Source organism: Chryseobacterium glaciei (assembly GCF_001648155.1).
Taxonomy (GTDB): Bacteria; Bacteroidota; Bacteroidia; order Flavobacteriales; family Weeksellaceae; genus Chryseobacterium; species Chryseobacterium glaciei.
In genome coordinates this window covers 4,240,217-4,258,091 of the sequence record NZ_CP015199.1, presented here as the reverse complement: position 1 = coordinate 4,258,091, position 17,875 = coordinate 4,240,217, and the positions used below count along the sequence as shown (strand labels likewise).

Below are 17,875 nucleotides of genomic sequence, written 5' to 3'. Positions count from 1 at the left end.
GGATATGTAGTAATACGCATCCTATTTTATTTTTTGCCTGTAAAAATTAATTAGATTTATAATTCTTTTGCTTAATCAGCAGTACTAAGAAAGCCAATAAACAGCTTACTGCACCAAATATATAAATGGATTGATAACTAAACCATCCTGCAATGATCCCTGCAATCGGTCCGGCTAATCCCAATGAAAGATCGAAAAAAGCAGCATACGCTCCCAAAGCTGTACCTCTCATCTGTGGCGTAACTTTTTTGATTGCCAACACTCCCAACGCAGGAAATACTAAAGAAAATCCAATTCCGGTAAGTGCACAACCAACTATTGCCATCCAGCCTGAAGTAGAAAATCCAATACAAAGTTGTCCGATAATCTCGATTACAAAGGAAACTAAAGCCACTTTATAACCTCCATATTTATCCGGAAAGGAAGAGAAAAATAAACGGGTAAGAACGTAAAATCCGCCAAAGCAAATAAATCCTAAAGAAGCATCGCCCCAATTTCTTTCTGCAAATAATAAAGCAATAAAAGACGCTATACACGCAAATCCCATAGACGAAAAAGCAAGCGCTAATCCTTGATCTGATACCTTTCCGATTACTTTATAAAAAGGTGTTCTGATATGAGAAGCATCCACAGCAAGTGTAGGAAGTTTAGCTGTTGACAACCAACTTATCAAAGATAATATGATGATTAAAATAAAAGGAACCATAATTCCAAATCTACTGCCCAGCCATATACTTAAAGGAGCACCTATGGCAATTCCTGCATACATTGCGATCCCGTTCCAAGTCATTACTTTTCCGGAATTTTGAGGACCAAGCAAACCAATTCCCCACGTTAACGAGCCTGTGACCAGCATACTTTCAGATATTCCGTGAATGATTCTGGAAATTAGAATTAATCCGATCGCTAAAAGAGGAATATTAACGAAATAACTTCCTAAAATATATAATATTCCGGTAAGCAAAACCATGATCACACCCCTATGATTACTGATTTTTGCACCCAAAGTATCTGTAATTTTTCCGGCGTAGGCACGCGTGAGTAAAGTAGCTAAAGATTGAAGTCCGATCACAGCTCCTATGGCAAGGCTTCCTAGTTTTAAATCATTTTTTATAAATGCAGGCAAAACTCCCAAAGCAATACCAATAGTAAGATAAACCGCAAATACGGAAATTACAATCGGAGTAAGCACTTTTACCAATTGTGATTTTTGTTCTTGTTGAGTACTGTAGCCCATATTTTGAGTGACTACTTTTGTATTTTTCATTGTCATGTCGTAATGTTTTATTTTAAATAATTACGATACAAAAGTAGATCGGCAAGCTAGAATAGACGATAGCTATTCAAAGGTTATGATTGGACAAACAATGGTTTTTGTTCACGAAATTTAGAAGCAGTCAATCCCGCATTCTTCTTAAAAAACCTTGAAAAATAAGTATGATCTTCATATCCGAGCTGAAACGCAATTTGCTTAATATCCAGATCAGTATAATATAAAAGACGTTGAGCTTCAATGATTATTTCCTGATGAATCCAATGACTGGCGGAAAATCCGGTGATCTCTTTTACAATTTCGTTTAAATATAATGGGGTGATATTTAGCAAAGAAGCATATTCTTTTACCTGTTTGAATTCTTTATAATGTGTTTGTATCAATTGTTTGAATTGAAGCACAGTTTTATACTTTATTCCACCGATCAAACCTTCAGAATTCTGCACCTGTATTAATTCTTTCACGATAATCCCCATTAAACTGTCTGTTAATGAACTTATTACCATATTTTGAAACGGCTTGCCTTGATCCTCAAGTATAGATTTAAAAACAGGAATAAACGAAAAAATATCGTGATTTTCTACTATCGAAGCAATCTGATGAGAATTTTGACAGGCATTAAAAACTTCAAGATAAACCTTGGGAATCAATGCTGTTTCGACAAAAACAAACCAACCTTCACAATTTTTATACTCTAAATAACGGTGAACCTGACCTGTTGCAATATAACAAATCGAAGGTCCGGACAATACAACTTCACGAAAATCCAGCTCCCAAAGAAAATTCCCTTTTTTCTGGATAATAAACATAAAATGATCATCCCGATGCGGAGTCTGCCACATATCGCAAAGTCCGTCAATGGGACTTATCTCTATTCCGATTGTTGTGAGTTCGTCTTTATGAAGTGCTATCTCGGTTCTTGCCATTAAAGAAATATTGAAAATGTAAATTTAATGATAATGTGAACTCATTGCCCAGAAAATTTTAGTCCAAAATATTAAAAAATCACAAAAAACTTCTCTTGATTTTGTTTTTGAGCTAAGTCAAAATTCAAATATTTTTTTCTTAAAATTCTGTTTTATTATCTGAATTAATAATTATCAAATTCATTCTTACCATTCACGTTATTTTTCATGTCATTCACGACATTTATTTGCTAGAGCGCTGATTAATAACAAACTTTGTCTCAGGAAACAAAAACTAATAACCATGTTAACTTTACTAAACTTTTTAAGCGGGCCGACAATTAATTTAATTTATATCATGCTCATTTGCGGAATTGTTGGCGGAGTAGGAAACACATTGAGAGGTACAACCTGTAGCGGAGTCGTCTTATCAAAAAATATCTGTCTAGGAATTATTGCTTCTATCGCCGTACCTCTTTTTCTTAGTTTAGTCTCAAGCGATATTATAAGTAGTTTATACATTGTAAAAAAGGGAACAGACGGGCATTCTGTCAATTATTTAATCTTTTCCGGATTTTGCATTATTGCTTCTTATGCGTCTTTGGACTTTTTAAATAATATTTCAGGGAGAGTAATGCAAAATTTAAAGGAAGATAATAAACAAGTTAAATCTGAAATTGAACAGCTAAGCAAAACTGTAGAAACAATCGCCGTAAGTACAGAGAGTAATCCTCAAATTAATGCTAGCGAGTTGGAAAAATTCAAAACACCGCATTATACAGAAATCATGAACTCTATCAAAAACAAAGAGAACAAATTCCGACCTATTGACCTCATCAAAACAGAAGTAAATCAAGACAATACCGAAATCGACAAAAAAATCGAAATCCTAAAAAACAACAATCTTGTAAAAGAAATCGAGCTTCGAAAAGGTGAAAAAGCAGTGGCTTTAACTGAAGATGCCGAAAAAATTATGGAATAAATCATTAAAAAACAATAACCAAATAAAAATCAGAATTATGGAAAAGTATGAAACAGGGAAAACGAACAATAAGATCTATGCTAGTTTTAATTTATCTAATGTGATCGAACTATTCCCACTCCGCACATTTTTACAGCTTGAGTATAAACTGATAGGAGACTTGTATCTCCATAAAACAACTATTACATCGTCCAAAGATTCCAAGATTAACATACCTAAAACATTGATTGGTACAGAATCTTATCATAAAAAAGGAACGGTTGTAATTGAATCACATATTGGATATGCAGATGAAGACAATTTGGAAGATCTTTTAAAATTGCTTCAATTTAATTATAAAATTAGTGGTGGAAGCCAAGGAGATATTACTTATGATTCTTATGATAAGTTGATACCAATTCAAAGTGAAAGAGGAAATAAAGTGATTTTATTAAAAATTATAGATTTAATATGAAAACAACAATACAAACGATTTTTATATTTTGTTGCATACTTATAAAATCGCAATCTGGAACTGATCTGAGCATAAAAGATATTGATAATACTCAATCGGTTAGTATGGCTTTACTTGATAACAGCCCAAGTATAGTTTTTGCAAACTCTATACCTAAACAGCTAAGTTTAAATACCAATAACTTATCAAACCTATCTGTAGAAGTCACACCTTTCTATTATCTTAATAAAAAGAAGTATGAAGGATATGAGTTTTTTGGATTAAAAGATACAGATTCAACTTTTAAATATGAAAGTAGTGGTTTTCATAATTTAAGTAAAATAACCCTTTCATTGAATGCTATTCCAAAAGATTCTGCAACAACTATAGCCTTTGGGGCAAGAACAAATATTTTAACACTATACAATTCTTCACCTAAAGAACTTCATGAGTTGTTTGAAACAATAGCTAATGATGATGAAATAACTGAAAAGGCTAAAGAAAAACTTAAAGAAAAAGGGATTGATGAACCATCTGTAACTACAGACGAATATGAAAAATATACAATACTACTTGAAAAAGAAAAGGATAATATTAAAAAGGAATTGAAAGTTGAGGAAAAATTGTCAAGTTTTATAAATCAATTAAAAAACCCAATGGTAACCCTAGACGTATCTGGTGCTTACAGTTCAATATCTCCAAATAACAGAATTTCTTCTTTCAGAACGGATAGATATGGAATTTGGTCTACGCTTGGTTTATCTTTTAATTTAAATAAAGACTATACTCGTTTTTTTAAATTCTACTTTTTTCTAAGATATTTAAAAGATAATTACATCGAGGATAAAATACTATCTACCAGTCAATTTACAGATTTTGGACTTAAACTTCAGGTTGTTTTGAGTAAGAAATTTTCAACAGCTTATGAATATGTTAAAAGAAATGGTGATGGAGGAGATTATCGCTCTGTCGGGCAAATTCAATGGAAATTCAGCAACGAATTGACTTTCAATGGAGGATTTGGAAAAAACTTTGAAATTTCGAATACCAATTTAATTACTTTTTTAGGAATTAGTTGGGGATTTGTAAACAATCCTAAAACAAAAAACTAATCACCATGATACAGCCAAACATCAACAGCATTTTGAATGTTATGAATTCTAAAAACTACAGAATTTACAACACTCCCGAAGTAGATTGGAACATCAACATCGTTGGAATAAGAAATAAAGCATTAAGACATGAAAAATTTGATGATACTTTAGTTGTTTTTCATAACTTTATGGGGAACTGGCACGTGAATTATTATCCGATAACCACAGATCCTAGCATACACTATTTGAAAAACCCTATAAACAGTAAAGGGGCGGCTATTTTAGTGGAAGGACAATATGTAGGAACACATTGTATAGATAAACATCAGGGAAAATATGATGCAATTTGTCAAAGATTAGGAAGTGTAAAGGTCTATCGGGATGATAATAAAAATGGAAATTTAGATGTTGATCTAACAAAAATTGATACAGGGATGTTTGGAATTAATATTCACAAAGGTCCGCTTAATGGAGATTGGAATTCAGACAACACTCAATTTTCAGCCGGATGCCAGGTTTTTGCAGATGCAAGACATTTTCAGGAATTCATGCTTAAATGTAAAAACGCAAGAAATGCTTTCGGAAATAAGTTTACCTACACCTTATTGAATGAAAGAGATTTTGGATAAAAACTAATAAAAAACTACATACCATGAAAAAATATTCGTTACACATAGGTTTAAATGAAACCTCGCTCATTAGTAATAGCAGCCTCAATTCTCCTGAAGCCAGTACAAGATTTTACAAAAAAATAGCAGAAGAAAATGATTTCGAAGCAATTGAATTGTTGGGAAAAAATGCCACAAGCATCAATTTATTAAATACTCTTAGAGCTATTTCAAAGAAAATAACTCCGGAAGATATTTTTTTCGTAACCTATTGCGGACATGGTTTTACTATTAAAGATATTTCGGGAGAAGAAAATGTCGGTTATGATCAGATCGCAGTTTTATATGATAGGTATTTCATAGATGATGAACTCAAAAACTGCTGGTCGTGGTTTCCAGAAAATTCTAAAGTCGTACTTGTAACCGACTGTTGTTATGGTGGAACTTTAAATAAAAAATCTGTCACCACAACCTACAGCATCAGCAAAAGTTTTAGTCTTTATTTAGAAGATGTATCTCCTTACCTCAATAGCTTTCAATTGCATTTTAAAGAATTTAAGGAAGCAAATATATTGATGAATCATATTTCGTCTTCTCAAGATCGGAATGTAGCGAAAGACAGTCAGGCTAAAGATCAGTTAAGCCCTTTTACAGAAGCATTTGAAAAGGTGTATAATGAAGGTAATTTTATCGGAACTTTCAATGCTTTTTTTGAAGCCGTTAAAAATGAAGTTGAAAAAACACTTCCCTATAACCTGCCATTTATAGACAGAGATATTCAAAATTTTTTAGATGAAGAATTTTTTCTAACAAAAACCCTTGTTTTAAGCCAGAGCTAATAAACCATAAAAACTAATATCATGATGAGTACAATTAAAATTGAAAACGATTACATAAGATTTGAAGTCGTATTAAAAGGAATTTTAAACATTAATCCGTTTGAATTTAGAAGAGCAAAAATTATCAACATTGTAGAGCCAGGAATATCGTTAAAAGGAGTTGTCATTAATATTTCTAATGATAATCTTGGAACCCCATGTATGGAGGATGGTAATGAAGAATTGACCTTCCGTTTTATAATTAAAAATGACTTAGGATGGAAAAAAGATGATTACGTAAGAGTTTCTTTTTTAAATGAAGTCGATTATAGAGATTTTGAAAAGCTAATGCCCTATTTCGAAGCAAGACTTAGAAGATTTGACTGCGATCCATCTATTACTGCAGAAAATTTTCTTGATTATTCTAAAGAATGGTCAAAGTTTAATACCAATAATCCAGTAGATGACAAGTGTGAGTATTTGATGAGCCCCATTCCGCGCCAAACACATGACGGAGGAGTTGTGAGAATAGAAGAACTTCCATGAAAGCAATAAGATATATACTTCTTATATTTTCTGCAATCATCATTAAAGCTCAGAGTCTGAACGGTTATCTCGAGAATCAGAAATTTGAAGAGTTCCCCAAAAATATAGTCACAATAAAAAGGAATATTCTCAACGAAAAATCCTCACTAGAGTTGGCAAAATACGACTATGTTTTGGGCAAAAATTTTGAATATCTCAATCAGGAAGACTCTGCGCTTTACTATTATATGAAAAGCAGGGATCTATTTGGAAAATTAAATTATAAAAATCAGTATCACGATTTGTCGCTGGAGATTCATAAAGTGATTTCCTCACAGGTAAACTATGACAAATATGGATATACTTTTTTTAATGATTACTATAATTATGCTTCCAAAACAAGATCAAATGAAAGATTAGCATTAGCCTACAATCAAAAAGCAATTGAAAAATTTTATGAATTTGATTTTGATAAAAGAAAAAATGTTGAAGTTATTAACGCTGCCGTTAAAGTTTTAGATACTGCATATTCTTACAGCAAAAATTCTACTGATCTTGAAACGAGAGTTAAAATTTTAAATAATTTCGGACTTTTTAATTATACAAAAGATAATTTTCAAACAGCAGAAAAGTTTTTTATTCAGGGAATTGACCTAGCTACAAAATATAAAATAAAATATGAATTATTCATTCTTTATTACAATTATGGAAATTCATTTTTCATTCAAAAAAAATATAATGAAGCTGTTTATTGGTTTTTGAAAGCTGAAGCAGTTCCCATTCAACAATACGAATTGAAATCTAAAAGACTTCTATACCAGAAGTTTAAGGAAAGTTATGACCATCTGAACGACCATTCAAACAGAAAAAAATATGATTCTCTTTACACTCATTTGAACAAAAAAATAAATGATACAGAACAAAATATTGCCATTCATCAAATAAATACCCAATATCAGGTAGTTGAAAAGGATAAACAAATCTCCTCCCTAAAAAAAATAGCAATGAGTTACCAGGAAAATAAAATACTGTATTTTGTTTTGATAGGATTAGTTTTTCTTATCGCTATGTATTCCTTCATTCGATGGAAGAGGGTAGACCATACAAAGAAAAAACTGGATCTGGAAAAAGAATCTCTGCAAATTGAGCATACACAGACTATTCAGGAGCTGGAAAAAGTAAAACAATTGGTCATAGAAGATCATATTGTGTTGAAAAACAGAACAAAAATCTACTTAAAGGAACTTTTGTATATCAAAGCTGAAGATCATTATTTACAGCTTTATACATCGAAGAAGAAAGAATTTGTAAGAGGTAAAATTTCTGAAATCATTAAAGAATTACCACCCAATTTCACGCAGGTTCACAGATCTTTTATTATTAACAAAAATTCGATCATTTCCAATAACGGAGCCTCCGTTTTTCTGGAAGGGAAAATAGAAATACCGTTGTCTAGAAATTTTAAAAAGAATATTGAGTAATTTAAACCAAACTTCATTTCTCATTTAAAGCCTCCTGAATCGGAGGCTTTTTTATCATTTATAAAACCAATTCCATTTGGATATTGCATCGTTTGTAAGGCGTGGCATGTCCAGCAACTTTTTCAAAACCTAACTTATAATAAAGATTGATAGCAGGTTTAAGGATCGTATTGCTTTCAAGATAAAGCTTTGAAGCGCCTAATTCTTTGGCTGAATCCACAACTTTTTGTCCCAACAGCCAACCGATACTTTTTCCTTGTGCTTTGGGTGATACGGCCATTTTTGCCATTTCGAAATCGTAATTTCCATCATTCATTTTAATAAGAGCGCAAACACCTAAAGGTTCATCTTTGTATAAAGCCACAAATATTTTCCCGCCTTTATCTAAGATATATTCTTTGGGATTGTCTAATGCTTTGTAATCGGCTTCCTCCATTTCAAAATACGTGGAGATCCATTCTTCATTCAAAGCTCGGAAAGCTTCCTGATATTTTGGTTGATATTCAACGATTTGTACATCTTTACTTTCTCTGTTTTTTTTCTGGTCTAAAACACGTTTAAAAAGAGATTTTTTCTCTAAAAGAAACTCCCACTCGGCAATTGCTTCCCAAAGGTTGTGTGAAGCTTCGGCTGTCATGCTTTCAATTGCGTTTTCAATGTCAGCACATTGGATTTCTAATGTTTTGGAAACCTCAATTCCCTTTTTAGTCAATCCTACAACATTTCTTCTTTTATCATCCGACTGCAAATTTGAATTAACTAGATCTGCAGTAGTCATTTCTTTAATAATCTTAGTTACAGATGGTTGAGAATGCCCAATTTCTTCAGCTATTTCGGTGATTGTTTTTCCACCATTTTCCATTAAAATAAAAAATACCGGAAACCATTTTGGAGAAAATTCTATATTGTACAATTCATAGATCTTAGCAGCATCTTCGGTTACTTTTCCTGTCAGCAATCTTAATCTGCTTCCAATCGCCATTTTTCCTGTTCTGTTATAAAAATCCATATGTTTTATTTTCTTTGATAATTAATATAAAATGTGAGCTTTTAATTCATTTAAATAATTAATTACATAATCAGTTATGCAAATATATAAAATAATTTTATATTTGATATTTTCCACAAAAAAAAGATGTTCATCAACTGACGAACATCTTTTTATAATTTAAGATTAATTATTAAAATTTTTAATCAAGCGGTTTTCTGCCCGAAATAATATTATAAAGAATTACAACAATGGCAATTACTAATAACACATGAATTAAATAACTTGTACTAATTCCCGGTACAATATTTAACATCCCCAATAGCCATACAATAATACAAATGACTGCTACTAACCATAATAAACTTTTCATAATAGTAATTTTTTAAGTGATTTGATTAAATACTAGCATATACTATGCCTTTTTATTAAATATAAATATATTTTTTTCTCAATAAACACAAAAATAACGAGTTAGATTTGAAAATTTAAATTTATAATTATTTTCATTCATCGGTAGATTTCAAAGCCCAGCCAATCAATGGAGCCTGCATAAAAAGTCTTCCCAATCTTCGATTATCAGTATTTAATCCAAACGAATCTTTTCTGTTTTGATACTGAGCAATATTTCCAGGAAGAACGGCAGCAAAGAAAGTGGCGACAACTTTACCCATTGTTTTTCGGTACTTTTTAGGAGTTACAATTGTTGCCGTTCCTAAAAGTATTTCAGCGATTCCAGAATAAACTACTGTATCATCTTTCTTTAAAGGAACCCAATCCGGAACCTGAGCCTGAAATTTCTTTCTGGCAAAGGTAAGATGACCAATTCCAGCTGTAATTAGAAATGCTCCGAGAGCAATTCTTGATATTTCTTTCGTTTCCATATTTTATATTTTATTGATTTTGTTTTTGAAAAAGGTTTGAGAAAACAGTACTTCTATCATTCCTACTAAATACTTTCAATAATAAGACCAAAGAAGTCTGACCATTAATTATTTAAATCAAAATTTAATTTTAAAAGAATTATATCAACTTATTTTTCTCAATCACTTTATAAAAGGTCTGCACGATGTTTGCATAAAATGAAGAATCAAACACTTTAAATAATAAAATATGAAAACAGAGGTTCTAATAGAAAAACACAGGCTCGGATTAGGTGGAGTAGCAATAGGAACAGCTTTTGAAAATATTTCTGATGAAGAAGCAAACAGCATTTTACAGGAAGCATGGGATTTAGGAATAAGATATTATGATACTTCCCCTTGGTATGGTCTTACAAAAAGCGAAAGAAGATTTGGAAATTTCCTTCAAAATAAAGACAGAAATGATTTTGTTTTTTCAACCAAAGTGGGAAGACTTTTTACAGAAGTTCCGGAATCTGAAGTTCCACCAACCATGTGGAAAAAGCCCTTGAATTATGATTTTAAACATGATTACACCGCAGACGCAATTAAAAGATCAATTGATGAAAGCTTACAAAGAACAGGCTTGAGTCATATTGATATTGTTTACGTTCACGATCTGTCTGAAGATCAGGTAGGAGACAGGTATCCATACTTTTTGGAACAGGCAAAAAAAGGAGCTTTTAAAGTTCTTTCCGAATTGAGAGATCAAGGTGTGATAAAAGCTTGGGGAATGGGCGTCAATAAGATCGAACCTATTTTAGACTGTCTCGAAGCTGCTGATCCTGATATTTGTCTTTCTGCAACACAATATTCAATTTTAGAGCATGAAGATGCTCTCGACAGATTACTTCCTGCCGTAAAAAAAGCCGGAGTGAAACTGGTTTCAGGTGCAGGGTATAATTCAGGATTTATAGCCGGAAGAGACCGATATAATTACAAAGATGTGATTCCAAAAGGGATGACAGAAAAACGTGATCGAATAGATGAAATTGCAAACAAATATGATATCAATATCATCGATGCAGCGCTTCATTTTGTGTTGGCCGCTGATGAATTTGCAGCGATAATTCCTGGAGCAAGCAAGCCGCAGCAGGTTCAGGATAATGTAAATGCACTTCAAAAAGTTATTCCAACAGATTTTTGGAATGAATTGAAAGCGGAAGGATTAATTTATGAAAAAGCACAGGTTCCAAAAGTATAGTAGTTGGAAAATCGGAAAGGCGCAAAATTATAATTAAGACTCTGTTAAGGCGCAAAGATTTTATCTACGATAAAATTTCTCCTGTTTCAAGTTCAACATTTGCTGAAAATCTTTGATTTTCTTGCGCCTTAAAACATAATAATGGTCAAAATCTTTGCGCCTTTGCGATTTTCCAACAAGAAATATTCACTTTGTATAAAAAAAACATCTCTCAATTTGAAAGATGTTTTTTAGGCTTATTTTCTTCTTGAATTAATCTTTATTTGAAGATCGGTTTGCCAATAACATATAAGCCAACCCAAGACCAACTCCGGCTAACACAGCCATTTTAGTTTTCCTTGAAGGAACCGGAAACATCGTTTCACCATAAATTCTGTGCGGTTCTGAGGATTGATATAACACGTTTCCGTCATCGGAAGGAGCTTTTTTAACTTTCATCATTAATCGCATTCCGGCAGAAGCAATATTCATGATTGGTTTTGGAAATAATCCGTAGACATTTTTAAGAATTAACGAAACTGCATCCGGAAATAGATCTTTTCGCGGATTTTTTGCCAGTTCGACTATTTTCGCTGCTGTATCTCTTGGATCTGCCGCAAAAGGAGGAATTTTAAAATCCAATCCCGAATATTTTGCAGAATGCATATTTCCCGTAGACCGTTGAATTTGTGGATAGAGATTACAAATATGAACGTTGGGGAAATCTGAAATTTCTCCGTGAAGACATTCCATCATCCCGCGAATTCCAAATTTGGTTGCTGAATAAACTGCGCTGTACGGAGCAGGCATAAATCCGCCAATCGAAACATTATTAATAAGAATTCCGTCATTCTGTTTTTTAAAAATTGGCAATGCTGAATAGGCGCCATGCATATAGCCAAACAAATTGGTTTTAATCACTTGTTCATTAAGTTTCATCGGAATTTCTTCAAACTTTCCGCTAGCCATTACTCCTGCGTTATTGACCCAGATATCAATTCTTCCGTTAAACTGTAGAGCAGTCTGTGCCAGATTTTCAACCTGTTCAGCTACCGAAACATCTGTAGGCACACCAATGGCTGCTACATCTAGATCTCTGCATAAACTTACGGTTTCGTCTAACGCTTCTTTACCTCTTGCAGCAACAACAATGTTACATCCTTCCAATGCAAAAGCTTCTGCAACTGCCCGTCCAACGCCACTGCTTCCACCCGTAATAACTACTGTTTTTCCTCTAAGGCTTTTTTGTACTATATGATCTGATTTCATGTTGTGAATGGTTTTAAAAGTTGTACTTAATTAAAAACAACCTATTATTATGCCATACAACTATAAAATTTTCATTATAATTGATTAATATATAAATAATTAAAACTTAAACCCTAAATGAAAATCATTACGTTTTGAATCTCAAATAAATATTTCCACTTTATCTAATTATTTATTATTTTTGATAAAACCCGTTTCTGAAATATTTCTAAAAAAACTGAGCCGAAAAACTCTAATCTTTCAAAATGCAACACCGAGAATTTGAACCTGCTGAAGAGTTACGAAATAGCATCCAATGTTTTTGGTATGACAAAAGAGAATTCGGAGAAGTAGAATCTGGTTTTGAAGTAATTCCCGATGGTTATGCAGAAATTATTTTTCATTTCGGAAACGGCTGCAGCATTTCTAATAAAGGAAATATAGAACCTTTGCCTTCACCATTTATGATAGGACTTCTTAATCAACCTGTCAATTTTTATTCAAAAAACAGCTTAGAAATTATTGGAATCAGATGTTTCCCTTGGAGTATTTTTGATTTGCTTGAATTACCCTCAGGAAAAGATGGAATACGTGTTTTTGAACATTCTATAACCCAACTTCAACCTATTTTAGCTCAATATATTCAGAATGGTAGAGTAGATGAAGCAATATCTCAGGTAGAACAGTATTTCCTGAATACATTACAAATTTCTAACGATACGACACTCTCAAAAGCAGGAAATGCAATGAGAGAAGCAAAAGGAACGATGCCTGTAAACCAAATAGCAACGGAAGCTCATTCAACTGTTCGTACATTGGAAAGAAAATTCAAGCAATCATCTGGTCATACGGTAAAAGACGTATCGGGTTTGATTCGGTTTGAACAAGTTCGAAATCAATTATGGATAGATCCGGAATCTAATCTTGCTTCTTTAGCCGTTGAATTGGGATATACCGATCAGGCTCATTTAAGCAGAGAATTTAAGCGATACAGTGGAACGACACCAGCTGTATTTGCTCGAAATGCGAAGAAAGGGAAACGAATAATAAGCAGTGATTTTATCACTTTTAAACAAACTAAAATTTAATAAAAACAAAAAATATGGAAGACCAAAACAATCAAGCAGAACAATCAAACTCAATTGATACAACCCCAAAAGTAACAGGAATTGGCGGAATTTTCTTTTTCACAGACAATCCAAAGGAAACCAGAGAATGGTATGCGAAAAATTTAGGATTAGACACCAATGATTGGGGTTCAACTTTTGAATCCAGAAACATTAATAATCCAGAAGAAATCAACGCTTTACAATGGAGTCCCTTCAAAAATGGAAGTGAATATTTCGCGCCTTCAAAGAAGGAATTTATGATCAATTACAGAGTTCAGAATATTGAAGGATTAGTAAAAAATCTTAAAGAAAACGGCGTAACTGTAGTTGACGAAATTGTAGCTCATGAATACGGAAAATTTGTACATATTATGGATGCAGACGGCAATAAAATAGAGCTTTGGGAGCCTGCATGATATATTTAAAATTAAACCACAAGAGGTTAAAAAGCCTTTTACCTTTTGTGGTTAATAAACAATTTAATGAATAAAAAGACAAAATCAATTCCTGTTAATTCCATGGCTGATGAACGCAGTCCGGGCATTGTCATGGAAAGAGTGTCTTTTGACCATTCAATAATTAATGAAGAGGAAAAACAGTCGCATCGGCACGATCTTCATTCATTTTTCTTGCTTGAAAAAGGTACAGTTTCCATTGAAATTGATTTTCAAAAATATGAAATTAAAGAATCATCTGTCATTTACATTCATCCTGATCAGGTGCATTACACAACATCTACCGAGAATATAACCGTCAGCACCTGGGCACTCAACAGTGAATATCTGAATCCTGAATATCTAAAATTATTGGATGAAATCAGACCTGTAAAACCTTTACTATTAGACCAGGAAACATTTTCCCTTATTTCTGAGGCGGTATCACTTTCTTTAAAATACTACGCCCGAAAAAACGAAAAACTCTATCATTCTTTGTTAAAAGATAGCTGTAATACGTTGGTAGCATTGGTTATTTCTCAATATTTAGAACATAATCAACCTTTGGAAAAATTGTCTAGGTTTGAAATTGTTACCAAAGTTTTTAAACAAATTTTAGAACAGAAATATATAACTGTAAAACGTCCGTCAGAGTATGCCCAAGTACTCAATATTTCTACGCCTTACCTAAATGAGTGCATCAAAAACACTACCGGTTATTCAGTTTCTTATCACATTCAGCAACGTATTGTTTTAGAAGCCAAACGTTTGCTTTATCATTCAGATCAGTCTGTAAAAGAGATTGCTACAGCATTAGGGTATGACGATTATCCTTATTTTTCACGCCTTTTTACTAAAGTTACCGGAATGACTCCTTTAGCTTTTCGAAACAAAAACCGCGATTAGTCCAATACTTACTTTGTTCTGACATTGCTATCTCTATTTTTACGATGTTCCTTTGTATCAACAAAAAATCAATACAATGGAATTATTAAAAGAAAAATCAGTCCTCATTTCTGGCGCAAGTATTGCCGGACTTTCAACCGCTTACTGGATGAATAGATTAGGTTATAAAGTAACTGTTATTGAACTCTCAGCCAAATCCCGAACTGCCGGAGCAGCAATTGATATCAAAGGCATGGCTTTCGAAATTTCTAAACGAATGGGAATTTTTGAGCAGCTAAAAGCAAACAGACTGAACGTCGAAAAGATAGAATTTAAAAATGCTGACGATATTTCAGAAGGCTCAATAATTTTGAACGAAGATCCCGAATCTATCGATGATGAAATCGAAATTGAACGCGATCAGTTTATGAATATTTTATTTGATAAACTGAAAAATGACGTTGAATTTATTTTCAACAACAACATCACAGCTTTAAATGAAACACAAGACAATATACAAGTTAGTTTTAAAAATAGTTTACAACGTTCGTTTGATTTGGTATTAGGTTGCGACGGCATTCATTCGGGGGTGAGAAGAATCTGGTTTGGTGAAGAAATGGAATATTCTCATTTTTTGGGAGCTTATTTTTCAATTACAATTGCTGATAAGCTTTTAATTAAACAAAAAACAATGCAAATGTACAACGTGCCCGACAAGGCTGTTACATTGAATGCTTACAACCATAAAACCGATATTATTTTCTGCTTTTTTTCAGAAAAAGAGATTACTTATGATTATCGAAATGAAGATCAACAAAGAAAAATTATTCTGAAACAGTTTGAAGGACAAAGCTGGAGAACCGCAGAATTACTGGAAGAAGTACAAAATTCCGAATTCTTTTACTTCGATAAATTCTGCCAGATAAAAATGCCGTCATGGACAAAAGGTAGAGTAGCGCTGATAGGCGATGCCGGATATTGTGCTTCTCCCGCCGCAGGAATGGGCGGTTCATTATCTATGATCGGAGCTGCAACATTAGCGGATGCTTTGGAAAAATATGACGGTAATTTTACCCTTGCATTTCAAGAATATAATCAGAATTTGAGACCATTTATTGAAGAAGTTCAGGCTACCGCAGCACTAAACATTACCGAAAATTTCATTCCAAGAACGGAAAAAGCTATCCGTCAAAGAAATACGCAAATCATTAGCTTTTAAATTAATCATTTCAAGCCTCATTTTGTCGCATTTATACAATCCTGTCGTAGAAACATTTCAGAATTTTGTGTTCATATTAAACAAGGCAAAATTATGTTATTAAAGAATAAAAATGTAGCCATTATTGGCGCAGGACCGGCTGGTTTAATCTTAGCAAAATTACTACAGCAAGAAGGAATAAATGTAACTGTTTACGAAAGAGATAAAGACCCAAAAGTAAGAATTTGGGGTGGAACATTAGATCTGCACAAAGGTTCAGGACAGGATGCTATGAAAAAAGCAGGATTACTGGAAAGTTATTATGCTAAAGCGATTCCGATGGGAAGAACAGTAGTTGATGAACAGAGCAAAGTTTTATTCATTAAAAATTCAATACCCGAAAATCAATACGATAATCCTGAGATCAATAGAAATGATTTAAGACAAATCTTACTAGACAGCTTAACACCAAATACTGTGATTTGGGACAGAAAATTCACCGAATTTGAAGAAGAAAACGAAAAATGGCTCCTACATTTTGAAAATAAGATGATTGCAACCGCAGATCTTGTAATAGGAGCCAATGGCGGAATGTCCAAAGCCAAAAAATTTGTTACAGATGCAGAAGTAGAGTATACCGGAACTTTTATTATACAGGGTGAAGTTTTTCAGCCTGAAATACAATGTTCAGAGTTTTTTCAATTATGCAACAACAATATATTAATGCTGGCTGATAATGGAATTAATTTAGTGGCAAATCCTAATAACAACGGTGCATTAACGTATAATGTAACGTTCAGAAAACCTGAAAAATGGATTCATGAAAATGACTTAAATTTTCAAAATACAGAAAATATTGCTGAGTTTCTATCCAATATACTTCCTGATTGGGACGAATGTTATCATCAATTATTCCGTTCAACAAACTTTTTTGCAGGATTGCCGACAAGAAAAATTTCTATAGATAAAGCTTGGAAAAACAATCGTCCTTTACCAATAACTTTGATTGGAGATGCAGCCCACGTAATGCCTCCTTTTGCTGGTCAGGGCGCTAATACAGGATTATTGGATGCCTTAATTTTATCTGAAAACTTAATCACCGGAAAGTTTGAAACCTTAGAAAGTGCCATCAACGATTATGAACAGCAAATGAAAATTTATGTAAGTCAGGCACAACTCGAAACAGGTAAAAATGAAATTGCAATGCATCAATCCGGATTTTCTTTTCAGAAAAGATTTGATTAAATTTAAAAAGGCTTGGATTTATGATCTGAGCCTTTCTTCAGAAATAAAAGGCAGATTTTTCAACCTTTTAATTTATTTTTTTATTCCGATGGTTTTTAATGCTTTAGGCGTTAAAGATATTTCATCTAAAACAGAAAATGCCTCAATATCTTTAAATGTTGAACATTTTAAATCATTCTTGCTAAAAGACAATTCAACGGAATTATTATTTGATTTAACAATCCGAACAACAGAATATCCGTTGTACACCAATTCAAATCCTTCAAAAAGACAGTTTCGTTCTGCGGTTTGATATATTCTATGTTCCTCAAAGCCAACAGCATCGCTTTTTTTTCCGTCGTTATGCTCCAGCGTTTTCCATATCGCATAGTTTTTTGGTTCCTTTAGTACATTCCCTTGTGGATCTACCGGAACAAACATTCCAAGAGTTAAAGACTGTTTTAAGAAATTAGCATAATTATTCATCAAGCGTAATGTCTGAAGATCAGCATAACCTTCATTAGAATAATATTCAATAACAAAAGTTGTCATCGGAATCAGCTTGTGAGACGCATCAGTCGGCAT

At 32.9% G+C, this 17,875-nt stretch carries 20 protein-coding genes; 13 read left to right on the top strand and 7 right to left on the bottom strand.

Annotated elements, in window-relative coordinates:
- Positions 1-46 precede the first annotated feature (46 nt).
- Complete coding sequence (locus tag A0O34_RS19220) at positions 47-1,267, bottom strand: MFS transporter (RefSeq protein WP_228394318.1); 1,221 nt, start codon at positions 1,265-1,267, stop codon at positions 47-49.
- Between the two features lie 83 nt (positions 1,268-1,350).
- Entirely contained in the window at positions 1,351-2,199 is an 849-nt protein-coding gene (locus A0O34_RS19215) for a helix-turn-helix domain-containing protein (protein ID WP_066758391.1), read from the bottom strand.
- A gap of 283 nt (positions 2,200-2,482) precedes the next feature.
- Between A0O34_RS19215 and A0O34_RS19210 the strand changes: the two genes are divergently transcribed.
- From A0O34_RS19210 to A0O34_RS19180, 7 genes are read left to right on the top strand one after another with little or no spacing between them, the layout of a single operon-like run.
- The gene (locus tag A0O34_RS19210; protein ID WP_066758389.1) at positions 2,483-3,160 is read left to right on the top strand and encodes a YEATS-associated helix-containing protein; all 678 of its coding nucleotides are present in this window, start codon (positions 2,483-2,485) and stop codon (positions 3,158-3,160) included.
- Between the two features lie 37 nt (positions 3,161-3,197).
- A complete protein-coding gene (locus A0O34_RS19205) occupies positions 3,198-3,614 on the top strand; it encodes a hypothetical protein (RefSeq protein WP_157886071.1) in 417 nt (138 codons plus the stop codon).
- A complete protein-coding gene (locus A0O34_RS19200; protein ID WP_157886070.1) occupies positions 3,611-4,705 on the top strand; it encodes a hypothetical protein in 1,095 nt (364 codons plus the stop codon). Before A0O34_RS19205 ends, A0O34_RS19200 begins: the two co-directional genes overlap by 4 nt.
- A gap of 5 nt (positions 4,706-4,710) precedes the next feature.
- Positions 4,711-5,316: a hypothetical protein gene (locus A0O34_RS19195; RefSeq protein ID WP_066758386.1), complete on the top strand. Its 606-nt coding sequence runs from the start codon at positions 4,711-4,713 to the stop codon at positions 5,314-5,316.
- A 23-nt stretch (positions 5,317-5,339) separates the two neighbouring features.
- Complete coding sequence (locus A0O34_RS19190) at positions 5,340-6,134, top strand: caspase family protein (protein ID WP_066758385.1); 795 nt, start codon at positions 5,340-5,342, stop codon at positions 6,132-6,134.
- Positions 6,135-6,155: 21 nt separating this feature from the next.
- On the top strand, positions 6,156-6,659 hold the full coding sequence (locus tag A0O34_RS19185) for a hypothetical protein (RefSeq protein WP_066758383.1): 504 nt from the start codon (positions 6,156-6,158) through the stop codon (positions 6,657-6,659).
- The gene (locus A0O34_RS19180; protein WP_066758381.1) at positions 6,656-8,119 is read left to right on the top strand and encodes a LytTR family transcriptional regulator; all 1,464 of its coding nucleotides are present in this window, start codon (positions 6,656-6,658) and stop codon (positions 8,117-8,119) included. Before A0O34_RS19185 ends, A0O34_RS19180 begins: the two co-directional genes overlap by 4 nt.
- Before the next feature lie 58 nt (positions 8,120-8,177).
- Here A0O34_RS19180 and A0O34_RS19175 read toward each other — a convergent pair whose 3' ends face one another.
- From A0O34_RS19175 to A0O34_RS19170, 3 genes are all read right to left on the bottom strand, one after another.
- Positions 8,178-9,128: a bifunctional helix-turn-helix transcriptional regulator/GNAT family N-acetyltransferase gene (locus A0O34_RS19175; protein ID WP_066758379.1), complete on the bottom strand. Its 951-nt coding sequence runs from the start codon at positions 9,126-9,128 to the stop codon at positions 8,178-8,180.
- Positions 9,129-9,309: 181 nt separating this feature from the next.
- Entirely contained in the window at positions 9,310-9,480 is a 171-nt protein-coding gene (locus A0O34_RS22445; RefSeq protein ID WP_139255387.1) for a lmo0937 family membrane protein, read from the bottom strand.
- A 133-nt stretch (positions 9,481-9,613) separates the two neighbouring features.
- Positions 9,614-9,991 (bottom strand): DoxX family protein, encoded by a 378-nt coding sequence (locus tag A0O34_RS19170; RefSeq protein WP_066758377.1) that lies wholly within the window; start codon positions 9,989-9,991, stop codon positions 9,614-9,616.
- A 229-nt stretch (positions 9,992-10,220) separates the two neighbouring features.
- On the opposite strand from A0O34_RS19170, the gene A0O34_RS19165 reads away from it, so the two are divergent.
- The gene (locus A0O34_RS19165) at positions 10,221-11,213 is read left to right on the top strand and encodes an aldo/keto reductase (protein ID WP_066758375.1); all 993 of its coding nucleotides are present in this window, start codon (positions 10,221-10,223) and stop codon (positions 11,211-11,213) included.
- Positions 11,214-11,465: 252 nt separating this feature from the next.
- Here A0O34_RS19165 and A0O34_RS19160 read toward each other — a convergent pair whose 3' ends face one another.
- Positions 11,466-12,461 (bottom strand): SDR family oxidoreductase, encoded by a 996-nt coding sequence (locus A0O34_RS19160; protein ID WP_066758373.1) that lies wholly within the window; start codon positions 12,459-12,461, stop codon positions 11,466-11,468.
- Between the two features lie 245 nt (positions 12,462-12,706).
- Here A0O34_RS19160 and A0O34_RS19155 point away from each other — a divergent pair, with 245 nt between their 5' ends.
- From A0O34_RS19155 to A0O34_RS19135, 5 genes are all read left to right on the top strand, one after another.
- A complete protein-coding gene (locus A0O34_RS19155; protein ID WP_066758372.1) occupies positions 12,707-13,528 on the top strand; it encodes a helix-turn-helix domain-containing protein in 822 nt (273 codons plus the stop codon).
- A gap of 14 nt (positions 13,529-13,542) precedes the next feature.
- Positions 13,543-13,965, top strand: coding sequence for a VOC family protein (locus A0O34_RS19150; protein ID WP_066758371.1), 423 nt, complete (start codon positions 13,543-13,545; stop codon positions 13,963-13,965).
- Between the two features lie 66 nt (positions 13,966-14,031).
- Positions 14,032-14,889: a helix-turn-helix domain-containing protein gene (locus A0O34_RS19145; RefSeq protein ID WP_066758369.1), complete on the top strand. Its 858-nt coding sequence runs from the start codon at positions 14,032-14,034 to the stop codon at positions 14,887-14,889.
- Between the two features lie 76 nt (positions 14,890-14,965).
- A complete protein-coding gene (locus A0O34_RS19140) occupies positions 14,966-16,087 on the top strand; it encodes an FAD-dependent monooxygenase (protein WP_066758366.1) in 1,122 nt (373 codons plus the stop codon).
- 93 nt (positions 16,088-16,180) lie between these two features.
- A complete protein-coding gene (locus A0O34_RS19135) occupies positions 16,181-17,311 on the top strand; it encodes an FAD-dependent oxidoreductase (protein WP_066758364.1) in 1,131 nt (376 codons plus the stop codon).
- A gap of 72 nt (positions 17,312-17,383) precedes the next feature.
- Here A0O34_RS19135 and A0O34_RS19130 read toward each other — a convergent pair whose 3' ends face one another.
- A complete protein-coding gene (locus A0O34_RS19130) occupies positions 17,384-17,875 on the bottom strand; it encodes a hypothetical protein (RefSeq protein ID WP_066758362.1) in 492 nt (163 codons plus the stop codon).